At 70.2% G+C, this 16,921-nt stretch carries 14 protein-coding genes; 9 read left to right on the top strand and 5 right to left on the bottom strand.

The genetic code is table 11. The annotated features are described in order from the left end of the window. Nucleotides 1–3: 3 nt before the first annotated feature. The 3 genes from H504_RS0120545 to H504_RS36145 are packed head-to-tail and all read right to left on the bottom strand — an operon-like array spanning nt 4 to nt 4,847. Nucleotides 4–960, bottom strand: coding sequence for a TauD/TfdA family dioxygenase (locus H504_RS0120545; protein ID WP_084467946.1), 957 nt, complete (start codon nt 958–960; stop codon nt 4–6). 12 nt (nt 961–972) lie between these two features. Beyond that, on the bottom strand, nt 973–3,819 hold the full coding sequence (locus tag H504_RS0120540) for a non-ribosomal peptide synthetase (RefSeq protein WP_026424300.1): 2,847 nt from the start codon (nt 3,817–3,819) through the stop codon (nt 973–975). Continuing rightward, entirely contained in the window at nt 3,816–4,847 is a 1,032-nt protein-coding gene (locus H504_RS36145) for a TauD/TfdA family dioxygenase (RefSeq protein WP_084467944.1), read from the bottom strand. The genes H504_RS0120540 and H504_RS36145 overlap by 4 nt, the downstream gene beginning before the upstream one ends. Nucleotides 4,848–5,185: 338 nt before the next feature. Here H504_RS36145 and H504_RS36140 point away from each other — a divergent pair, with 338 nt between their 5' ends. From H504_RS36140 to H504_RS0120520, 3 genes are read left to right on the top strand one after another with little or no spacing between them, the layout of a single operon-like run. After that, nucleotides 5,186–6,544 carry an MFS transporter gene (locus H504_RS36140; protein ID WP_169735430.1) on the top strand — a complete coding sequence of 453 codons (1,359 nt, stop codon included), beginning with the start codon at nt 5,186–5,188 and terminating at the stop codon, nt 6,542–6,544. A gap of 3 nt (nt 6,545–6,547) precedes the next feature. Continuing rightward, complete coding sequence (locus tag H504_RS0120525; protein WP_026424299.1) at nt 6,548–7,699, top strand: hypothetical protein; 1,152 nt, start codon at nt 6,548–6,550, stop codon at nt 7,697–7,699. A 3-nt stretch (nt 7,700–7,702) separates the two neighbouring features. After that, nucleotides 7,703–9,010, top strand: coding sequence for a hypothetical protein (locus tag H504_RS0120520; protein WP_157440535.1), 1,308 nt, complete (start codon nt 7,703–7,705; stop codon nt 9,008–9,010). 120 nt (nt 9,011–9,130) lie between these two features. On the opposite strand, the gene H504_RS0120515 is transcribed toward H504_RS0120520, so the two are convergent. Further along, on the bottom strand, nt 9,131–10,507 hold the full coding sequence (locus H504_RS0120515; RefSeq protein ID WP_026424297.1) for a hypothetical protein: 1,377 nt from the start codon (nt 10,505–10,507) through the stop codon (nt 9,131–9,133). Nucleotides 10,508–10,542: 35 nt separating this feature from the next. Beyond that, nucleotides 10,543–11,433, bottom strand: a complete 891-nt coding sequence (locus tag H504_RS36135) for an AfsR/SARP family transcriptional regulator (RefSeq protein ID WP_245614383.1) — start codon at nt 11,431–11,433, stop codon at nt 10,543–10,545. A 203-nt stretch (nt 11,434–11,636) separates the two neighbouring features. On the opposite strand from H504_RS36135, the gene H504_RS0120505 reads away from it, so the two are divergent. The 6 genes from H504_RS0120505 to H504_RS42095 all read left to right on the top strand — a co-directional run bounded on the left by H504_RS0120505 (nt 11,637) and on the right by H504_RS42095 (nt 16,843). Continuing rightward, the gene (locus H504_RS0120505; protein ID WP_051386076.1) at nt 11,637–12,551 is read left to right on the top strand and encodes a UbiA family prenyltransferase; all 915 of its coding nucleotides are present in this window, start codon (nt 11,637–11,639) and stop codon (nt 12,549–12,551) included. 90 nt (nt 12,552–12,641) lie between these two features. Further along, nucleotides 12,642–13,721 carry a sensor histidine kinase gene (locus H504_RS0120500; RefSeq protein ID WP_035305097.1) on the top strand — a complete coding sequence of 360 codons (1,080 nt, stop codon included), beginning with the start codon at nt 12,642–12,644 and terminating at the stop codon, nt 13,719–13,721. Then, complete coding sequence (locus H504_RS0120495) at nt 13,718–14,374, top strand: response regulator transcription factor (protein WP_026424294.1); 657 nt, start codon at nt 13,718–13,720, stop codon at nt 14,372–14,374. The genes H504_RS0120500 and H504_RS0120495 overlap by 4 nt, the downstream gene beginning before the upstream one ends. A 153-nt stretch (nt 14,375–14,527) precedes the next feature. Further along, complete coding sequence (locus H504_RS36130; protein WP_035305095.1) at nt 14,528–14,749, top strand: MbtH family NRPS accessory protein; 222 nt, start codon at nt 14,528–14,530, stop codon at nt 14,747–14,749. Nucleotides 14,750–14,798: 49 nt separating this feature from the next. Continuing rightward, nucleotides 14,799–15,749, top strand: coding sequence for a zinc-dependent alcohol dehydrogenase (locus H504_RS0120485; protein ID WP_026424293.1), 951 nt, complete (start codon nt 14,799–14,801; stop codon nt 15,747–15,749). After that, the gene (locus H504_RS42095) at nt 15,746–16,843 is read left to right on the top strand and encodes a Gfo/Idh/MocA family protein (protein ID WP_026424292.1); all 1,098 of its coding nucleotides are present in this window, start codon (nt 15,746–15,748) and stop codon (nt 16,841–16,843) included. The genes H504_RS0120485 and H504_RS42095 overlap by 4 nt, the downstream gene beginning before the upstream one ends. The last annotated feature ends 78 nt before the right edge of the window (nt 16,844–16,921 follow it).

Here is a 16,921-nt window from a genome sequence, read left to right as displayed (position 1 = left end):
CGGTCACCGGCCCGGCACGGCCTCCGGCGCACCCCAGCGGACGTCCCGGTACCGGTCGTCTTTGGCCCACCACTTCGACGCGATGACGCGCTTGTGCCCGTCCGCGTCCACGAACGCCGTGCGCCCGTGCACGCACTGGTGGTTGTCCAGTAAGAAACCGCGGCCTGCCTGGTCGAGTCGGGTGTAGGTCGACCCCGGGGAATCCGGTTGGGTGTGCTCGATCAGGAACTCCACCGCGCGGGCGAGATCCGGGTCCGCCGAACCGGGCAGGACGTCGAACTCGTCGTTCGGGGCGCGGAAGAACGCCCGCGGCCCGCCGCCGCTCACCCCGAGCACCGGGAAGGTCCACCGCTTGCCGTCCGACGTCCGCACGATCGCCACGGCGTCGGGGTCGGCCAGCCGGGCGAACGCGCGCTCGTCCCGGCGCCACAGGTCGAGGGCGAGGCGGACGACGTTCTGGATGTAGGTCGCGGCGGCCATCAACGGCGCGCTGTCGGCGCACAGCCCGGTGACCGCGAGCACGCCCGACAGCGACACCCACCCGTCCTGGTGCGCGGCGAGCGCCTGGTTGGACAGGGCGCGCGGCGCGCCGTCGCGCGGGCCCGCGTCGAAGATCTTCGTCGTGCCGTCGGACACGTCCTCCCAGTTGGCGACCGGCCACCGGCAGGGCACGCGGTCGCGCAGCCCCGACCCGATGTGGATCAGCGGGTGGACCGCGGGCCGCACGTCGTAGGCGCGGCACTCGAAGGCGACGACGCCGAACCGGCTGTGGAAGCCCGCGGCCAGGGCATCCACCTCGTCGGCGGTGAGGTTCCCCGGGTCCTCGACGAGGACGCGGGGGGCCTCGACAGCGGGTTCCTCGGTCGCCATCGGCAACCTGCGCGGGTCGACCCCCAGGTGCGCCGAGGCCGCGGCCAGGAAGTCGTCGGCGGTCACCGGGCGCTGTGTGTCTTGCGACATCTCGGATCCCTGTCAGTCTGAACCGGACCGCGACGGGGTTCGCATCGCGGCGGCGATCGAGGCGACGGTCGGCCTGCGCACTACCTTGCGGAGCGAGAGCTGCTCGTAGCCGCGGGAGCGCAGCACGTTGACCACGCGAGCCAGCAGGAGCGAGTGGCCGCCGACGCCGAAGAAGTCGTCGTCGGCCCGGGGCCAGCCGTGGCGCACCACGTCGCGCCACACGGTGGCGACCTCCAGCTCCACCGTGTCGTACTCCGGCGGCGCGCCCTCGTCGGTCGCCGCGACGCGGCGCAGCAGCGCGTGCCGGTCCACCTTGCCGCTCGGGGTAGTGTCCAACCGGTCGAGCACCGTGACCGACGAGGGGATCATCGGCGCGGGCAGCGTGGTCCGCAGCGATTCCTCGACCGCTGACCCGTTGCCGGTCACGAACAGCCGCAGCCTCGGTTCGCCCGCGCGGTCGTCCAGCGCCACCGCGGCCCCGGTCACCCCGGCGGCGCGCAGCGCCGCGGCCTCCACCTCGCCGAGCTCGATCCGCCAGCCGTTGACCTTGACCTGGTCGTCGGCGCGACCGACCACGGCCACGGTGCCCGAAGTGGACACCACGCCGATGTCGCCCGTGCGGTAGGCCGGGACCTGGTGCTCGCCGACGGCGAGGCGGACGAACGGGGACCCGTCCCCGGAGACGTACCCGGTGGCCAGCCCGGGGCCGGTGATGGCGAGTTCGCCCCGCACGCCGCGGGGGAGCACGCCGCGGAACGCGTCGAGGGCGAGCACACCGGCTCCGGCGACCGGCCTGCCGACGGTGATGTCGTCGGGGTCGACGACCACCCCCGCCGTCGCGGTGGCCGTGGCCTCGGTGGGGCCGTAGAGGTTCCACACCTCCGCGTCCGGCCACTGGGTGCGCAGCCGCGTCACCACGGTGGGTTTGAGCACCTCGCCGCCGCACAGAAACCGCCGTACCGGCAGCCGGTCCGGTGCCGAGTCGAGCAGCACCGCCAGGTAGCTCGGCACGCAGTTCAGCACCAGCGGAACGCCCGCCGCGGCGAGTTCGGCGTGCACGGCGGCGGTGTCGAGGCGATCGGACGCTGGCATCCACACGCACCTGCTCGCATATAGCACGCCGAGCGTCTGCTTGAGCGAGGCGTCGAAGACGGGGCTGGACAGCACCGGCATCTCGGCGTCGTCGGCGAGCCACGCCGTCGCCGCCCAGCGGAGGTAGTTGTCCACACTGGACCAGCGGATGCCGACCAGCTTCGGCACCCCGGTCGACCCGGAGGTGCGCAGCAGGTACGCGTGCCGCCCGGGGTCCGCGGGCGCGGCAGTGGTACCGCCCGGGGTCCCGGCCCGCACCTCCGACAGCACGATGGCCCGGCCGTTCGCCGGGATCCGCGCCCGCGTGCCGACCAGCACCACACGGGCACCTGAGCGCTCGACCGCGTCCCGCAGCCGGGCTTCGGGTTCGTCGGGGGAGAGCGGCAGGAAAGTGCCACCTCGCAAGGCTGTGGCGAGCAACGCCGCGAGCGCGACGGGCTCGTGGTCCGCGATCACCGCGACGACCGCGCCGGGATCCAGTTCACCGAGCGCGGTGGCGATGCCGTCGACACGCCCGGCGAGCTCGGCGTAGGTCCAGGTCGTGTCACCGTGGCGGACGGCAGGCGCGTCGGGGATGGCCGCGACGTGGTCGTTGAACCGCTCCACCAGCGATGGCGCGAGGGAGACCTCGGCGGTGAGTTCGCGCGCGAGCTCGTCCGCTTGCCCGGGCGGTACCAAGGCGAGATCGCGCAGAGCTGTCTCCGGACGCCTTAGCAGGTCTGCCAGTAGCGCACCCCACATGGACAGCAGCACACCGGCGTCGGCGGATTCGGCTGACAGGACCAGTGCCTCCCCGCGCCGGTGCGCGCCGAGCGTGGTCCGGCCGTCGACCGGACATGACCAGGACACCAGCTCCCAACCCGGTGGCACCGCGGGACCGCTGGTGTTGAGCACGATGGTAGGCGGTTCATCGTCGAGTGCCGGACCGCCCGCCATGGACGTCGTCCGGGCCCGCTCCTGCGCTTGCGCGCGCAGCGCGGTGACCGCGTCGTCAGTCACGTCCAGCCGCCACGGCGCGGGCACGACCTGGGTGAGGGGGCCGATCACGTCCGGCAGCCCCATCACCTCGCGCGCGTCGACGGTGATGCCGAGCGCCTGTGCGGGCAGATCGATCCTGCGCAGGACGACGGCCAGCGCGAGGTGCGCCAGGTCCGCGACGCCCGCGCCCGCCCGGTCGGCCACGACCCGCGCCGCTTCCCAGTCGAGTTCGACCGGAACCAGGTCTGCCGCACCGGCGGGACCGGTTACCTCGGCGAGGGTGAGCGCTCCGGGTGGGACGCGCAGCGCGGGATCCGCCCAGAAGGCGGTCTCCTCGGCGAGTTCCCCGGACCGCACCATCGCGTTGTGCCCTGCCGCGACGTCGAAGAAGTCCACGTCGCCGAGGGCTTGGCCCACGACGGCCGAGAACAGCAGTCCGATCGACGTGGCGTCCGCGAACGCGGGGTCGCATTCGACGACCAGCCGAGTGCCCGCCGCCGTCGGGGTGACCTCGATCGTCAGCGTGCCCGCGGTCAGCCGCGATCGGCCGCCGGTGTCCGTCCACCTCGGACTCGTCGGCTCCTGTCGCGGCACCAGGAGGCCGTCGACGGTGACTGGCCGAGCCGTCAGCACCCCGGCGCGCGCCACGACCGCCGCGATGACCGCGCGCAGCTCCGCGGGTGTGGATTTGGGGATGTCGACAACAGCTCGGAGGTGCCGGGGCCGCGCGTGGAATGTCGAACGCTGGAAGGGACTCGGGTCGTAGGCGATCGGCTGGTCGGTGTTCACCTGTTCTCCGCGGCGATTTCGGCGTACGACTCCGCCATCTTCAACAGGATGCGCCGCGGTCCGGTGTAGGGGCGTCGGCCGTGGGCGCACAACATGTTGTCCACGATGAGCGTATCGCCTTCCTGCCAATCGAATTGCGTCGTGCAGGACGCCACGATGTCGTTGACCACGTTGATGATCTCCGGATCGATCTCGCCGCCGTCGGCCCAGAAGACGTTGTTGGGCCACAGCTGCTCGTCGGTGTCCTCCGGCGACGTCGAGAGCACATCGCGGATTCCGTCGTCCATCCGGGAGATGTGGAACCCGTGCGCGTAGTTGAACCACACCTCTTCACCGGTGACCGGGTGGCGCGCGGTTGCGGGTCGGGTCTCGTAGGTGCGGAGCTGGTCGTCGCCGACCCACTCCGCCCGCCTGCCCTCCGCCGCGCAGAGCGCCTCGACCTCCTGGCGGCTGTCGGTCTCGTACGACCGCTGCCACGTCCGGTTGTAACCGTAGCCGCGGACATAGAGGAGCCCGCGGCGGATGAACTCCGCCCGGATCTCGGCCGGGATCTCCCTCAGGACCTTGCGGTTGTCCGTGAGCGGGGTCTGCCCGCGATCACCGGGTGCGGTCGCGCAGTGGAAGAAAAGCAGCATCGGCCAGTCGTGGGAGTAGCAGAACTCGCTGTGCTGCCTGATCTCCAGCTCATTCGGGTACTCGCTCGCGGTGTAGGTGGTGTCGTTCGTGCGACTCCGGATCGCCGCGCCGCCGCGGTAGTCGACGAGCGCCTCGGTGAAGGCGTCGACGACCGCTTCGAAGCTCGGTCTGCCCGGCGACCGCAGGAGCACCGCGCCCCTGTCGTGCAGCCCGGCGCGCAGCGCGTCCCGGTGGCCCGCCACCCACGACGGCAAATCGACGTCCCGGTCAGCCTCGAATGCGAGTGGAATTTCTTCGGAATTATAGTGTGTACGCGTCACCAACTCGGCCAGCTGGCTTCTATCGCCACCGCTGCCGAGCTTTGCAAACTTTTCGTTTGCCACGCGAACCATATTCCTTTCAGTTCACTCGTCCCAGCCCCAGTCCCCACAACGGGAGGCTATCCCTATACTTTCGTAGCAGTGCCCCCGCAGGCAGGCAAGGAGAGCCCTGTCGCTTCACCTGAACGGCGCAGCAACCGCTTCGTGGACGGTGTCGATCACCGTCTAGTGGGCACATTGACAGGTGATGTTCGCCGTGGTTGCCTGAGGAGACCGAACAATGCGATGGGGGGCATCGTGGGCTTCGCGGTATTCAATGGGTCCGTGCGTGGAAGTCTCGCCCGCCGCCCGTCCACCGTCCCATGTGGACCGCTTCCCGATGGGCGCCGTCGGGTGATCGGTCGGTCGAGATGACCGAGGACCGCTCCCCGGCCGCCGTCGTGGCCCACGGGGGCGACCCGGTGCCCGCGGGTCAGACCGACGCCGCGCCCGCGGGCCGCGCCAAGCGCCGACGGTTCACCGCGGGCCTGCTCGGGCAGCGGGACTACGGACTCTTCTGGTTGGGCGAAACGATCAACCGGATCGGCACGGCGGTCGTCGGCGTGGTCCTGCCCCTGTTCGCCCTCAGTTCGCTGCACGCCGGACCGGTGACCGTGGGCGTGCTCATGGCCGCGACCTGGGCCCCCTGGCTGCTGATCGGTCTGCCCGCGGGTGTGCTGGTGGACCGCGTGCCGCCGAAACCCCTGCTCATGACCGCGGCCGCTGTGTCGGCTGCGGTGCTCGTGGGGCTCACCACCGCCGCGTGGACAGGGGTGGTCACCGTCCCGCTGCTGATTTTCGCGGCGCTGCTGGTGGGCGCCGCCGGGGTGTTCTCCAGCACCGCGAGCGTCGTGTACTGGCCCGCGCTGGTCACCCGGGACGAGCTCATCGAGGGCAACGCGAAGCTGCAAGCCAGCGAGTCCGCCGCGCTCATCCTCGGACCCAGCCTGGGCGGCGCGGTGGCCCAGACCGCCGGACCCGCGACCGGCTTGTTCGTGGCGGCGGTCGGGTTCGGTTGTTCCGTCGCGTGTCTCCTCGGCATCCGCCGCGGCCGGGCACCGGTGGAACGGGTGCGGAGGCGGGGGTTCCTCCACGACGTCCGGGAAGGCGTCCGGATCGTCGCGCACGACGCGTTCCTGCGCGTGATGACGGTCAACGCGGCGCTTGCCAACTTCGCCGGGAGCGCGGCCGAGGTCCTGGTGGTCGTGTTCCTGGTGCGCACGGTGGGCCTGAACCCCGGGACGACCGGGACCCTGCTCGCGCTGTGGGGGGTGGGCGCGCTAATCGGTGCGCTGATCGCCCGCCGCGTCGCGTCGTTCCTGGGCACCGCTCGCACACTGGTGGCGTCGGCGGTCGTCACCGCGCCCTTCGCGCTGCTGCAGCCGCTGACCACACCGGGGCCCGGGTTGGCCCTGTTCGCGGTCGGCGCGATCGTGCCGGTCCTGGGCGTCACGGTGTACAACACGGTCGCCGGGGCGTTCCGGCAGGACTACTGCCTGCCGGAGACCCTCGGCCGAGTGACCGCCACGATGCGGCTCGTGCTGTTCGGCGCCGTCCCCCTCGGCGCTCTGCTCGGTGGTGTGCTCGGCCAACAGCTCGGCACCAGGGGTGCCCTGTGGGTGTGCGTGGCCATGGGCCTGCTGCCCTCCGTGCTCTTGCTCCTCTCGCCCATCGCCCGGATGCGTGACCTCCCGGTCCGCGAGGCACGCGATCCCGACACCGGAAGGTGATCCATGACGATCGAACGAGTCGCGTCGGAAGCGGAGCTCGACAGCGTCGAGAAGCCCGTGCGGGAGGCGTTCACCGCCTTCCTCGCCGACGTCGGGCTGCTCGACACGGACACGACCGTGCTCGGGCTCACCTTCCGGACGGGTGGTTTGCACTTCGCGGCGAAAGCCCTGGAGTTCGTGCCGCAGGAGCAGCAGGTACTGGTCGTCGGCACGAACCTGAGCGGTGCGGAGATCGATTTCCTGGCCCGTACCGGACGTCCGGTGTTCAACCACGAACAGCGGTTCGACAACGAGCTCGTCTACGAGATGTTGATGGACGGCACCTCCGGCGCGTTCGGCTGGGTGGATGCCGACTGCTTCGTGCTCAAGACGGCCGTCTGGGACGAGCTGCTCGCCCCGCACGCGGCCGACGTGGGCTCGCACACGGCCTTCACCTATGACCCCGGGGGATTCGCCATGAGTCCGCTCGTGGTGTGGAACAAGGACGTCCGGGAGGTGCTGCGAGCGGAGAACACGACGCTGAACAGCTACGCGCTGGAGCCGACGAACGTCGGCCGAGCCGCCCCGTACTCGATCTCCCGGATCTTCAAGGACAACCACCACCGCCACCTCCAGCAGGTGCTCGGCGTGGACGGCGACAGGGAACTCAACCCGCACGACGGGTTGCTCGACGTCTTCGACAACGGCCGGACGGTGAACACCCGCCGCCGCCACCTCGTCGGGAACTGGTTCGGTCCCGAGGTGCGCCGGACCGGGTGGCTCGTCGACACACCGATGATGGCGGAGGTCGTGCTGCGGGCCAACGGTTTCACGACCAAGCGCGTCATCCCGGACAACGTCCAGATCAATGACGACATCGTCCACGTGGGCGCTAGCAGCTACCGCGATCGAATGCGCACGGAGGGCGCGAACGCCACCTACCTCGCGCGCTTCCGGCTGACCGACCTGTTCGAGGTGCTGCTCGCGGACGAACTGGTCGCGCAAGGCGTGACCGGTCAGTACCAGGAGCTGAGCGCGGCGCAGAAGGAGCGCCTGCGGACCGAGGCGGGCATCGACAAGTCCGAGATCAAGCCGATGGCGCGGTCAATCCTGGCCGAAGAGGGCTTGGACGTCGACGCGCTGCGCCAAGACCGGCGCCTGGCCTTCCTGTTCTGAGAGGTGACCGTGGACCGGTGGCACGAACTCCCGATCGCGGCCGGGTTCGGTGACGAGCAGGCGGGCCGCGCGGCCCGCCTGCTCGTCGACGAGCTCGCCGGACTGCCCTTCGCCGCGGCAGGCGCGCTGGTGCCGGTCCGCCCGGTGGTGCTGGCCGATTCCGTTCGAGCAGCGGTGGACTCCGCCGCCCTCCGGCTGGCGGACCTGGTGCGCCGGGTGTGCTGGGCGCTGACCGGCGATCCGGCGGAGTTGGCGCGCCGCACTGGACTGTCCCTGGCGGACCTGCCGCTGCTGAACGCGGGCGGCACGGCACACGAGATCGAGTACTCCGGGTGCAACGTTCGGTCCGACGTCCTGCTGAGCGGTGGCACACCAGTTTTCCTGGAGTGCAACTTCGGGGCGGCGAACGCCGACCCGGTGTCGACCCACCACCTGCGCGTGGCCTACCGCAGGCTGTACGGGCTCGAGCCGGGGGACGGTGATCCGGAGCCGTTCCGAAGCAGGCTGGAGTTCTACCGGCGGATCTGCGCGGCGCGAGACCTGCCGGAGTCGGTGGCCATCGTCGGGTCGATGCGCGAGTCCGACATCGCCGACGCGCGCTACTTCGAGGCCGAGGCCCGATACCTGCGAGCACATGGGTTCGACAGCGCCTTCGTCGAACCGGAGTTCTTCGACGAACCCGACCGGCGGTACTCGATCGCGTTGAAGCACTTCCTCTCGGGGCCGTGGCAGGATGCCGGTATCCCGCTCGCCGGTATCGCGCGCGCCCACGCCGACACGGTCTTCCTGGCCTCCGACTCGTGCCTGGCGCTGTCCAGCAAGCTGGTCTTCGCCTGGTTGAGCGAGGAATCGGTGCCCCTGTCCGAAGCGGACCGCGACTTCGTCCGCGCCCACATACCGTGGACCAGGCGCGTCGAACACGGCGCGGTGTCCTTCGCCGATCGCGAACATGACCTGCTCGACCTGGCCGTCGGGCAGCGGGAGGCGTTCGTCCTCAAGCCGATCGACTCGTGCGCGGGGCAGGGTGTCCTCATCGGACGCAACACCGATCCGGCCGAGTGGGCCGAGCGGCTCAGGACTGCCGCGGCCGATCGCGACTCGGTCCTCCAGCAGATCGTCGACGCCGACCCGCTGGACATGGACTTCTACGACCCGGCGGCGGGACGCGTGAAGCGGCTGCCGGTGACGTACGTGCTGGGCCCCTACGTGGTGGACGGGGTCAACTCGGGGATCTTCCTCCGACACACCCCAGGTGGTAACCCGATGGTCGTGAACCACGCACAGGGGGCGTCGACCAACGTCGTGCTGTGAGGCGCCGCGGTGGTGGCGACCCACGGCGTGGGAGCCGGTGCCGGGCTGGCCCCTGCGGTGGCGCTCATCGGCACCACCGACGGGGGAGGGTGCCGGGGCCAGCAGGACGGCTCCGCCCGCTCACGCGGACATGACGCAGCCGAGCGAGACATCGCGGTCACGGGTAAGGAGATCCACCTCGCTACCCTTGATCGGCTGCTGGACGTGACACCCGCCATCCGCTCCGTTGACATCGAACTGGCCGAGCAGAACCGGGGATTCGACGCGCACGAGCGACTCCGACTCGATGTGCCAGTACATGCAGGACCAGGTGTCGGGCTCCACGAGTTCCTGCACGACGTGGTCGCCTGCGCGGACCCCGTCGGCCAGCGCCTCGCGCCACTCGGCGTCGGACGTCAGCGCACCGACCACGACGCCGCGTGAGCCGAACTGGTTCCCCGGTTTGAGAACGGCCGTTGACCGGTGCCCCGCCGCCCAAGCGATCGGATCGATCCGCATGCCCTCCTTCCGGGCGTACCGCTCGACGAGCCGCGCGGTCCAGGGCAGGTACGACAGCAGTCGCCGCTGCTTGGCCGTGTTCCGGTCGTTCTGGTAGAGGTCGGCCAGTAGCGTCTTGCTGGCGAACAGTTGGGAGACGTACGACCCGTACAGGGTCGTCCGCGTGGCGTGTTCGAGCGCGTGGAAGAAGTCGCGGTGCTCGGCGACCCGCGCCGACGCCATGAAGTAGCGGATGGCGGCGTCGTAGCGCTTGTTCCGCCAGCAGAGGGTGTCGTCCACGATCTCCGCCTCGTCCACCGGGACGAACTGGCACCAGATCCCGACCGCGGCGAACCGCTCCGCCTGCTCGTCGGCCCAGCGCAGCGACGCCTCCGAGGCGTCGTCGCGGAAACCGAGGAGGGCCACGTTGACCGGTCCACCCGACCGGTCACGCCGAACCCACCGGATCAGCTCGGCCAGATAGGACGATCCCTCGACGGGGTGGTCCTGGCCGATCTGCGAGCCGACCGGGGTGCTCGGGAAGACCTCGCCGAGCACGGACGACGAGATGTTCCCGTTCAGGCACGTTCCGATGTTGATCTCCAGGAACCGCGGTCGACCCCCGGCGACGAAGACATCGGACCGACTGGCGCCGAGGGCGTCCGCGAGCGGTCGCTTCGCGCCGAGGAACCAGCTCTCCGCTGGGCTCCAGCCGACGGCGTCGGCCAGCCGGCGCGCGTCGCCCTGCGCGACGTCCGACGCGTACCCGACCTGCAGCTGTTTGAGTCCTGAGTGGACTCTCTGCAGGTGCCTCCGCGCCGCGGTGCTCACCAGGAACGGCTGGAGCGGGATGTACCCGCCCCGCTCCCAGACGCCGAGCTCACTCGCCGACTTCTCGACGTACTGGGCGTGCTGCGCCAGTTCGTCGCGGTTCAGGTCGACGAGTCGTCGAGACCATTCTCCATGTGCGGAGGACGGCTCGACCCGCGTGTCCACGCCGACGTCGTTGACCATGAGCACGGAATTCTCCTTTTCGACGGAATGGCTGGGAATCGTCAAGCCGAGGTGGTTGCCAGAGCCTGGGTGAACGACCGCGAGGCGGTGCGCAGCTCGCCGCGCACCGCGCGCGCGAATATCCGCTGGGTGGTCTCGGACGGGTTCAGGTCGAGATCGCCCAGCAGGCGCCGGACGCAGAGCCGGTGCCACTCGCGCACCTGACCGAGTTCGCCTCGCCTGCCGTGGATGAGGATCAGCGTCTGGTACGCCTCCTCATTGCAGGGATCGATGCCGAGGATGCGCCCGCACAGGCGGATGACCTCGGCGTCCGCGTGTCGGCGCAGCGCGTCGTCGCGGAGCCAGGCCAGGGCGTGCAGGGCGGCGGAGCGGTGGAACTGGCGCCGCTCGGTGATCCAGTCGGCCCGCTGCGCGGCCAGGAAGTCGCCGGTGTGCAGGTCGCCGACCCGGCGGTACGCGGCGCGGGCCAGGTCGCTCTCGCCACGTCCCTCGGCGTCGTGGCCCGCCGCCATGCTCGCGTCGAGTTCGTCGACGTCCAGCCGGACGCCGTCGGCGTGCAGCGCGTAGCCGTGGTCCTGGCTGGTGATGTGAGCCGGTCGTGCCCGACCCGCACCGGGGGCGTCGTCGAGGATCCGCCGGACGGAATGCGCGGCCACCTTGAGCGAACTCGTGGTCGGTGACCACGTGCGGCCTGGCCACAGTACCTCGAAGAGGTGCTCGCGGTGTACTACCTGACCGCGGTTAAGCAGGAGGTACTGGAACAGTTCCCGGGCCTTGCCCGCCTGCCAGCGGTTCACCTCGCGGCCGCCGACGAGCAGCGTGAAATCACCGAAGAACCGTGCGAAGACGGTTCCGGAATCGTGACCCGCCACCAACTCGAACACCGGATGATCAGCCCCAGTCGTCATCGATTTTAGTACCGCCCCACTCACCTGACCGACTTTAAGTCGAGCGATTCAGGGGGCGAGAGATCGCGCCCCGGAACGGTGGAGGGACTCGGGTCGATGGTGGTGCTCTCGATGTCACGAAGGTCGTAGTGGCGATTGCACGTCTGAGCGAGGTGGGTACGGGGTATGCAGATCACCATTGAGCACATCACTGGAGAAGGATCATTCGATGGTCACTTGGGGGAACCATGGTCGTGCTGGTCCGGTCACGTGAACTGGCCATCCCACGCTGGTGGATCTGGTCGGTGCGACTCGCCTGGCGCGAGGCGCGGCCCGTGGTCCAAGTCGTCTTCCTGCTCCGGCTGCTCGCCGGGGTGTGCCTGGCGGGGACGGCGGCCGACGAGGTCCCGGCTGCCCGCGTCGCCACCGGGGCGCTGGCCTGGCTGGCGACCACTTGGGCGATCTACCTGCTCAACGGGGTGGCGGACGTGGTGGAGGACCGCGCGAACGGGTTAGCCCGGCCGATCGCGCGCGGCGACCTCGATCCGGACACCGCGACCCGGGTTGTGTGGCTGCTCGCGGCGGCCGGACTCGTGCTCGGCGCGGCGGTCTCGGTGACGATGCTGGTCATCGTGGCGCTGATGCTGGCCGTCGGCTGGGCCTACTCCATGGGACCGCGTCCCCTCAAGCGGACCATGGCAGGCTTCGCGATCGCGGTGATCGCCCTCGGCCTGCTGACCTACCTCGCCGGGTGGGCCGTCGCCGGTGTATCCGTGCTGCCGGGACCGGTCCTGCTGTTCGGCGCCATGATGTCGCTGTGGATGGGTTTCGCCGGTTCCACCAAAGACTTGGCGGACGCCGTCGGCGATCGCCTCGCGGGCAGGCGAACCCTGCCGGTGCTGCTGGGGGAACAGCCCGCCCGGGTCGTCATGGCGGTGGCGGCCAGCCTGGTGGGGTGGGCGTTCGTCGCCTGCGCCTCGGCGTCCGGGTACCTGCTGCCGGTCGCCATCGTCGTGGCCGTCGGTTCGGTCGCGCTCGCGCTCGTCGCGCTCGGCTCCGCCGGTACCGGCGGCCGGTCGACCAAACGGCGGCCATATCAGGTGTTCATGACCACGCAGTACGCCGCGCACCTCACGCTGTTCACCTGTTTGCAGTTTGCCTGAACGGTCGGGCCGCAATCGCTGTGGGCCAAGGCACACCGGCATCGAATGGGATAAGATCTCCCCAACTGGGGGGTGATTGTCCTGTCATACGTGGCGAACGACGACGATCCGATTTTCTCCGCCGCGGTCCGGCACGATGTCCTCGAGTCGTTTCGGCAGCGCTTGGTGGCGGTGCGCAGCCCCCTCGCCGCCAATGGCGAGCGGGCCGCGCAACTCTGGCGGCAGGCCGACTCGGTGCTGGACGACGTCGCGGCGGACATCGCGGGTGTCGACTTCGCGCCGAGCGGGCACCAGGCCGCGCTGACGCTCAGCACCGAGATCGGTGTCAGCAGGGCGGATCACGGCGTGCGCCCCGTCGAGTCCTTGAAGGTCGCCGCCATCATGTTCGACGTGCTGCTGCCGGTCGTCTACCGCGAGTCCCGGGCACGGAGTACCGACGAGCGGGCGGCGACACTGCGGGCGGCGACGAGCCTGCACGCGTCGATCCTGCACCGGTTCGGCCTGGGTGCCGTGTCGTACGCCAGCTTCCTGCTCAAGAAGGTCAGCGGTTCCCACCGGGACGAGCGGCACCGCATCGCCCGGGAGTTGCACGACCAGGCCGCGCACGCGGTCGGCGTGGCCCTTCAGCAACTGGAACTGCACGAGGCCTACCAGCACAGCGATCCGCCGATGGCCACGAAGCGGCTCGAGTCGGCCCAAGCCGCGATGCGCGAAGCCCTTGACGTGGTTCGGAATCTCGCCAGGGAACTCCGCGAATCGGCCGTCGAGACCGGCGGGCTGGAGCGTGCCCTGTCCGCCTACCTCAGCTGGCAGGTGCCGGCAGACATCCGCGCGGGGCTCTCGGTGACCGGTGACCTCACCGTGCCGGGCGAGGTGAGCCAGGAGTTGTACTTCGTGCTCCGGGAGGCCATCCGCAACACCGTCCTGCACGCGGGCGCGCGGAACTTGGAGGTCGTCGTCGCCGCCGACGCCCACGGGATCCGCGCGATGGTGCACGACGACGGTCGCGGGTTCGACGTCACCGCGGCCATGTCCCAGGCGACCGGGGTCGGGCTGTGGTCCATGCGAGAACGCCTGGAACTGCTGGACGGAACGCTCGACATCGACAGCGCGCCCGGGAAAGGAACGGTCATCTCGATCCACATCGCGCACTTCGGACCTACCTCGTGACCGGCGCCGGCGGTCACCAGGTCACCATCGCGCTGAGCGACGACCACACCCTGTTCCGCCAAGGGCTCCGGGAACTGCTGTCCACGGACCCGGGCTTCGAGATCATCGGCGAGGCGCGCACCGGCCACGAGGCGGTGGATCTGGTCCGGCAGCACCGCCCCGACGTCCTGCTGCTGGACGTGGAGATGCCGGGGCCCGGTGCCAAGGCGGTGATCTCCCAGGTCGCCACCAGCTCGCCGGAGACCGCGGTCATCATCCTCACCATGCACAACGAGCCCGCGATCGTGCGTGGTCTGCTGGAGAGCGGGGCCGCCGCCTACCTCATGAAGAACATCGGCCGCGAGGAGCTCATCTCGGCGGTCCGGTCAGTGAGCCGCAGTCGGGACAACGTCCTGCTGTCGGTCCCCAGGGGCACCCTCGAGTCACTCGAACGCCAGGACCGGCAGCGGACGCTCCTGTCGGCCCGGGAACTCCAAGTGCTCGAGCTGGTCGCCGCGGCGATGAGCAATGCCCAGGTCGCCGCCCGCCTGTGCATCAGCGAGGGCACGGTCAAACGGCACCTCACCAACATCTACGGGAAATTGGGTGCGGTGTCGCGCGTCGACGCGATCAAGAAGGCGGTGCGGGCGAAACTGATCCGGAACATCGACTGACGACGTGGCCGCGCCGCCGCTGGCCGAACGCGTGTGGTGGTGGCGCATCGACCGCCCTGTAGGCTTCGACCGCACGTAACCGTGGTTGAACCAAGTCGCGCTAGGCTTCGGTCGTCCGTTTTCGAAGAACTATTCTCCTGCCCGGGAAAGCGCATGCGGTTGGCCGATTATCGCGAATACTTCCACGTCATCGTCAACGACATGAAGTGCTACAGCATGTGGCCGATCGACCTGGTCCCACCCCCCGGATGGACGTTGACGGGGTTCGTCGGACCGCTCGACGCGGCGCTCAACCAAATCGCCGAACTGTGGCGGACCGCCCTCGCTCGAGCCGAACGGAACGATCACGAGGACCGCACCCGATCCGGTAGATGACGGCTGGCTATTCACTACACATGTCGGATCGACAATCGGAGGTTCTCGTATGCGCGGCGCGACGATGTTCGGCCCGCGGGCGGTCGAGGTCACCAACTGGGACATCCCCGGTGTCGCCGCGGACGAGATCCTGGTCAAGGTGGCGCAAGTGGCGCTGTGCGCCTCCGAGGTCGATCGCTACACCGGCAGGGCCGCCCTGACGAAGCCGATGCGCTTCGGCCACGAGGTCTACGGCCAAGTGGTCGAGGTCGGCGCGGACGTGACTGCTGTCCAGGTCGGCACCTGGGGCGTGCCCTACGACGAACCCATCCACGGTTGCGCCGAGTACGTGGCGGTGCCCGCGCGCCAATTCGTCCCGACGCGACCGGGATTGGCGGGCGGGATCCTCACGGAGCTGACCGCCTGTGCTATCGGAGCCGTCCACGAGGTCGGCGTCGACACCACCGACACGGTGGTCATCAGTGGCGGAACCGGGACACTCGGCACGCTCATCCGCCGCTGTCTCGCCGCGCGGTACCCGGACCTGCCCGCCGTGTACGTCCTGGGCCGCGACGCGGAGTCCTTGGCACGCGCGGAAAAGCAGCCGCGGACCATCGCCGTCGACGTGTCGAACGGCACCGACGACGCCCGGCGACGCGTCTTGGCGGACACCGGCGGCGCGGGCGCGGCGGTCGTCCTGGAAGCCTCCGGGGCCGAGGCCATGATGGCGGCGGCGCCGACCTTCGCGCGGGTCGGCGGCACGGTCGGCATCGCGGGCTACCCGCCCGGCGGGGTGGTCATGGACTGGCACGCGATCTGTGGTCGCGCCATCCAGCTCCGAACGCTGCACTGGCGCGACCTGGACCTGAAGCTGCGGTACATGAGAACCGCCGCCGACCTGATCGGCGGCGGCCTCGACGTGGCCGACCTCGTCGGCGAGTCGTTCGACCTGGCCGAGGTGGGCGAGGCGTTCGAAGCGGCGGCGTCCGGCGCGATCAGGAAGCCGGTGGTGACGCTGTGAGTCCCCGCGAGTGCACCCGGGTCTTGCTCGCCGGCTTCGGCAAGCAGGGACGGGAACACCACCTCCCCGCCCTCGCCTCCCTGGCGTCCGAGGGCGTGACCCTGGTCGGCCTCGTCGAACTCGCGCGAGAACAAGCCCGAGACTGGCTCGACGTCGTCGACCCGAACGTGCTGCACACCGAGTGGCGCGAGCGCGGCTACCTGGTCGAAGCAGACGGCGCGCGGTTCGTCCCGCAGCTGCCCGTCTATCCCACGCAGACCGCCGCACGGGAAGCACTTGACGTGGACGCGGTCATCATCGCCACGCCCCCGCGGTCGCACGAAGCCATGGCCTTGCAAGCAATCGAGGCCGGACTCCCCGTCCTCCTGGAGAAACCCGCCGCCCCGACCCCCGAAGCGGTCGCCCGCATCGACGCCGCGGCCCGCCGCGCACGCGTGCCGGTCGCTATCGCGTCGCCGTTCGTGCACGCGCTCGGTGCCGACGACCTGCGCGGACAGTGGGACGACGAACCGACCCGGCTGCACGTGACCTGGCGCCGTCGCGACGGCATCCCGCACGCGTCGCACTTCTGGGACACGTCGGACGCGGGAGTCGTGCCGGATCTGTACCCGCACATGTCACGGATCGCGCAGGCGCTCGTGCCGCACACACCGCACCTCCTGTACCACTCAGGATCAGGTGACCGGGGCAGGCAGCGCTTCGGCGCGGACCGGTTCGCCGGCGACGACACCGGGACGACGACCGTGCGGACGCGCGAAGGGCTGGTGGTCCGGTACCACGCCGCGTGGGCGGACGACCAGCCAGGCGAGGAGGAGTTGACGGCCAGCCTGCTCTGGGACGACGGCCGCCGGGTCGACCTGCCGGTGATAGCGGACAGTGACCCGGTGTCCACAAGCTACCGAGGCGGCAGGCCGCCGCTCACCTACGCGCAGGCGATGGTCGCGCAGGAGCGCGACTTCGTCGAAGCGGTGCGCGATGATCGGACCCCGGCTGTGTCCATTGCCGACGCCGTGGCCGACGCGCGCCTGGTCCGGCGCGCGCTGTCCACCCGGGAGACCTGGGTTGACTACGAGCAGCCGGGGGTGCTGGGGTGACCGGAGCCGGCTCCCCTGGCCGCCGGTCGGGTCGGCAGCCAAGTACTATGTGTGACACCGCGCGACCAAGCGCGCGGA

The organism is Actinokineospora inagensis DSM 44258 (assembly GCF_000482865.1).
GTDB lineage: Bacteria > Actinomycetota > Actinomycetes > Mycobacteriales > Pseudonocardiaceae > Actinokineospora > Actinokineospora inagensis.
The sequence above is the reverse complement of the archived record's forward strand: the minus strand, read 5'-3'. Positions and strand labels throughout refer to the sequence as shown.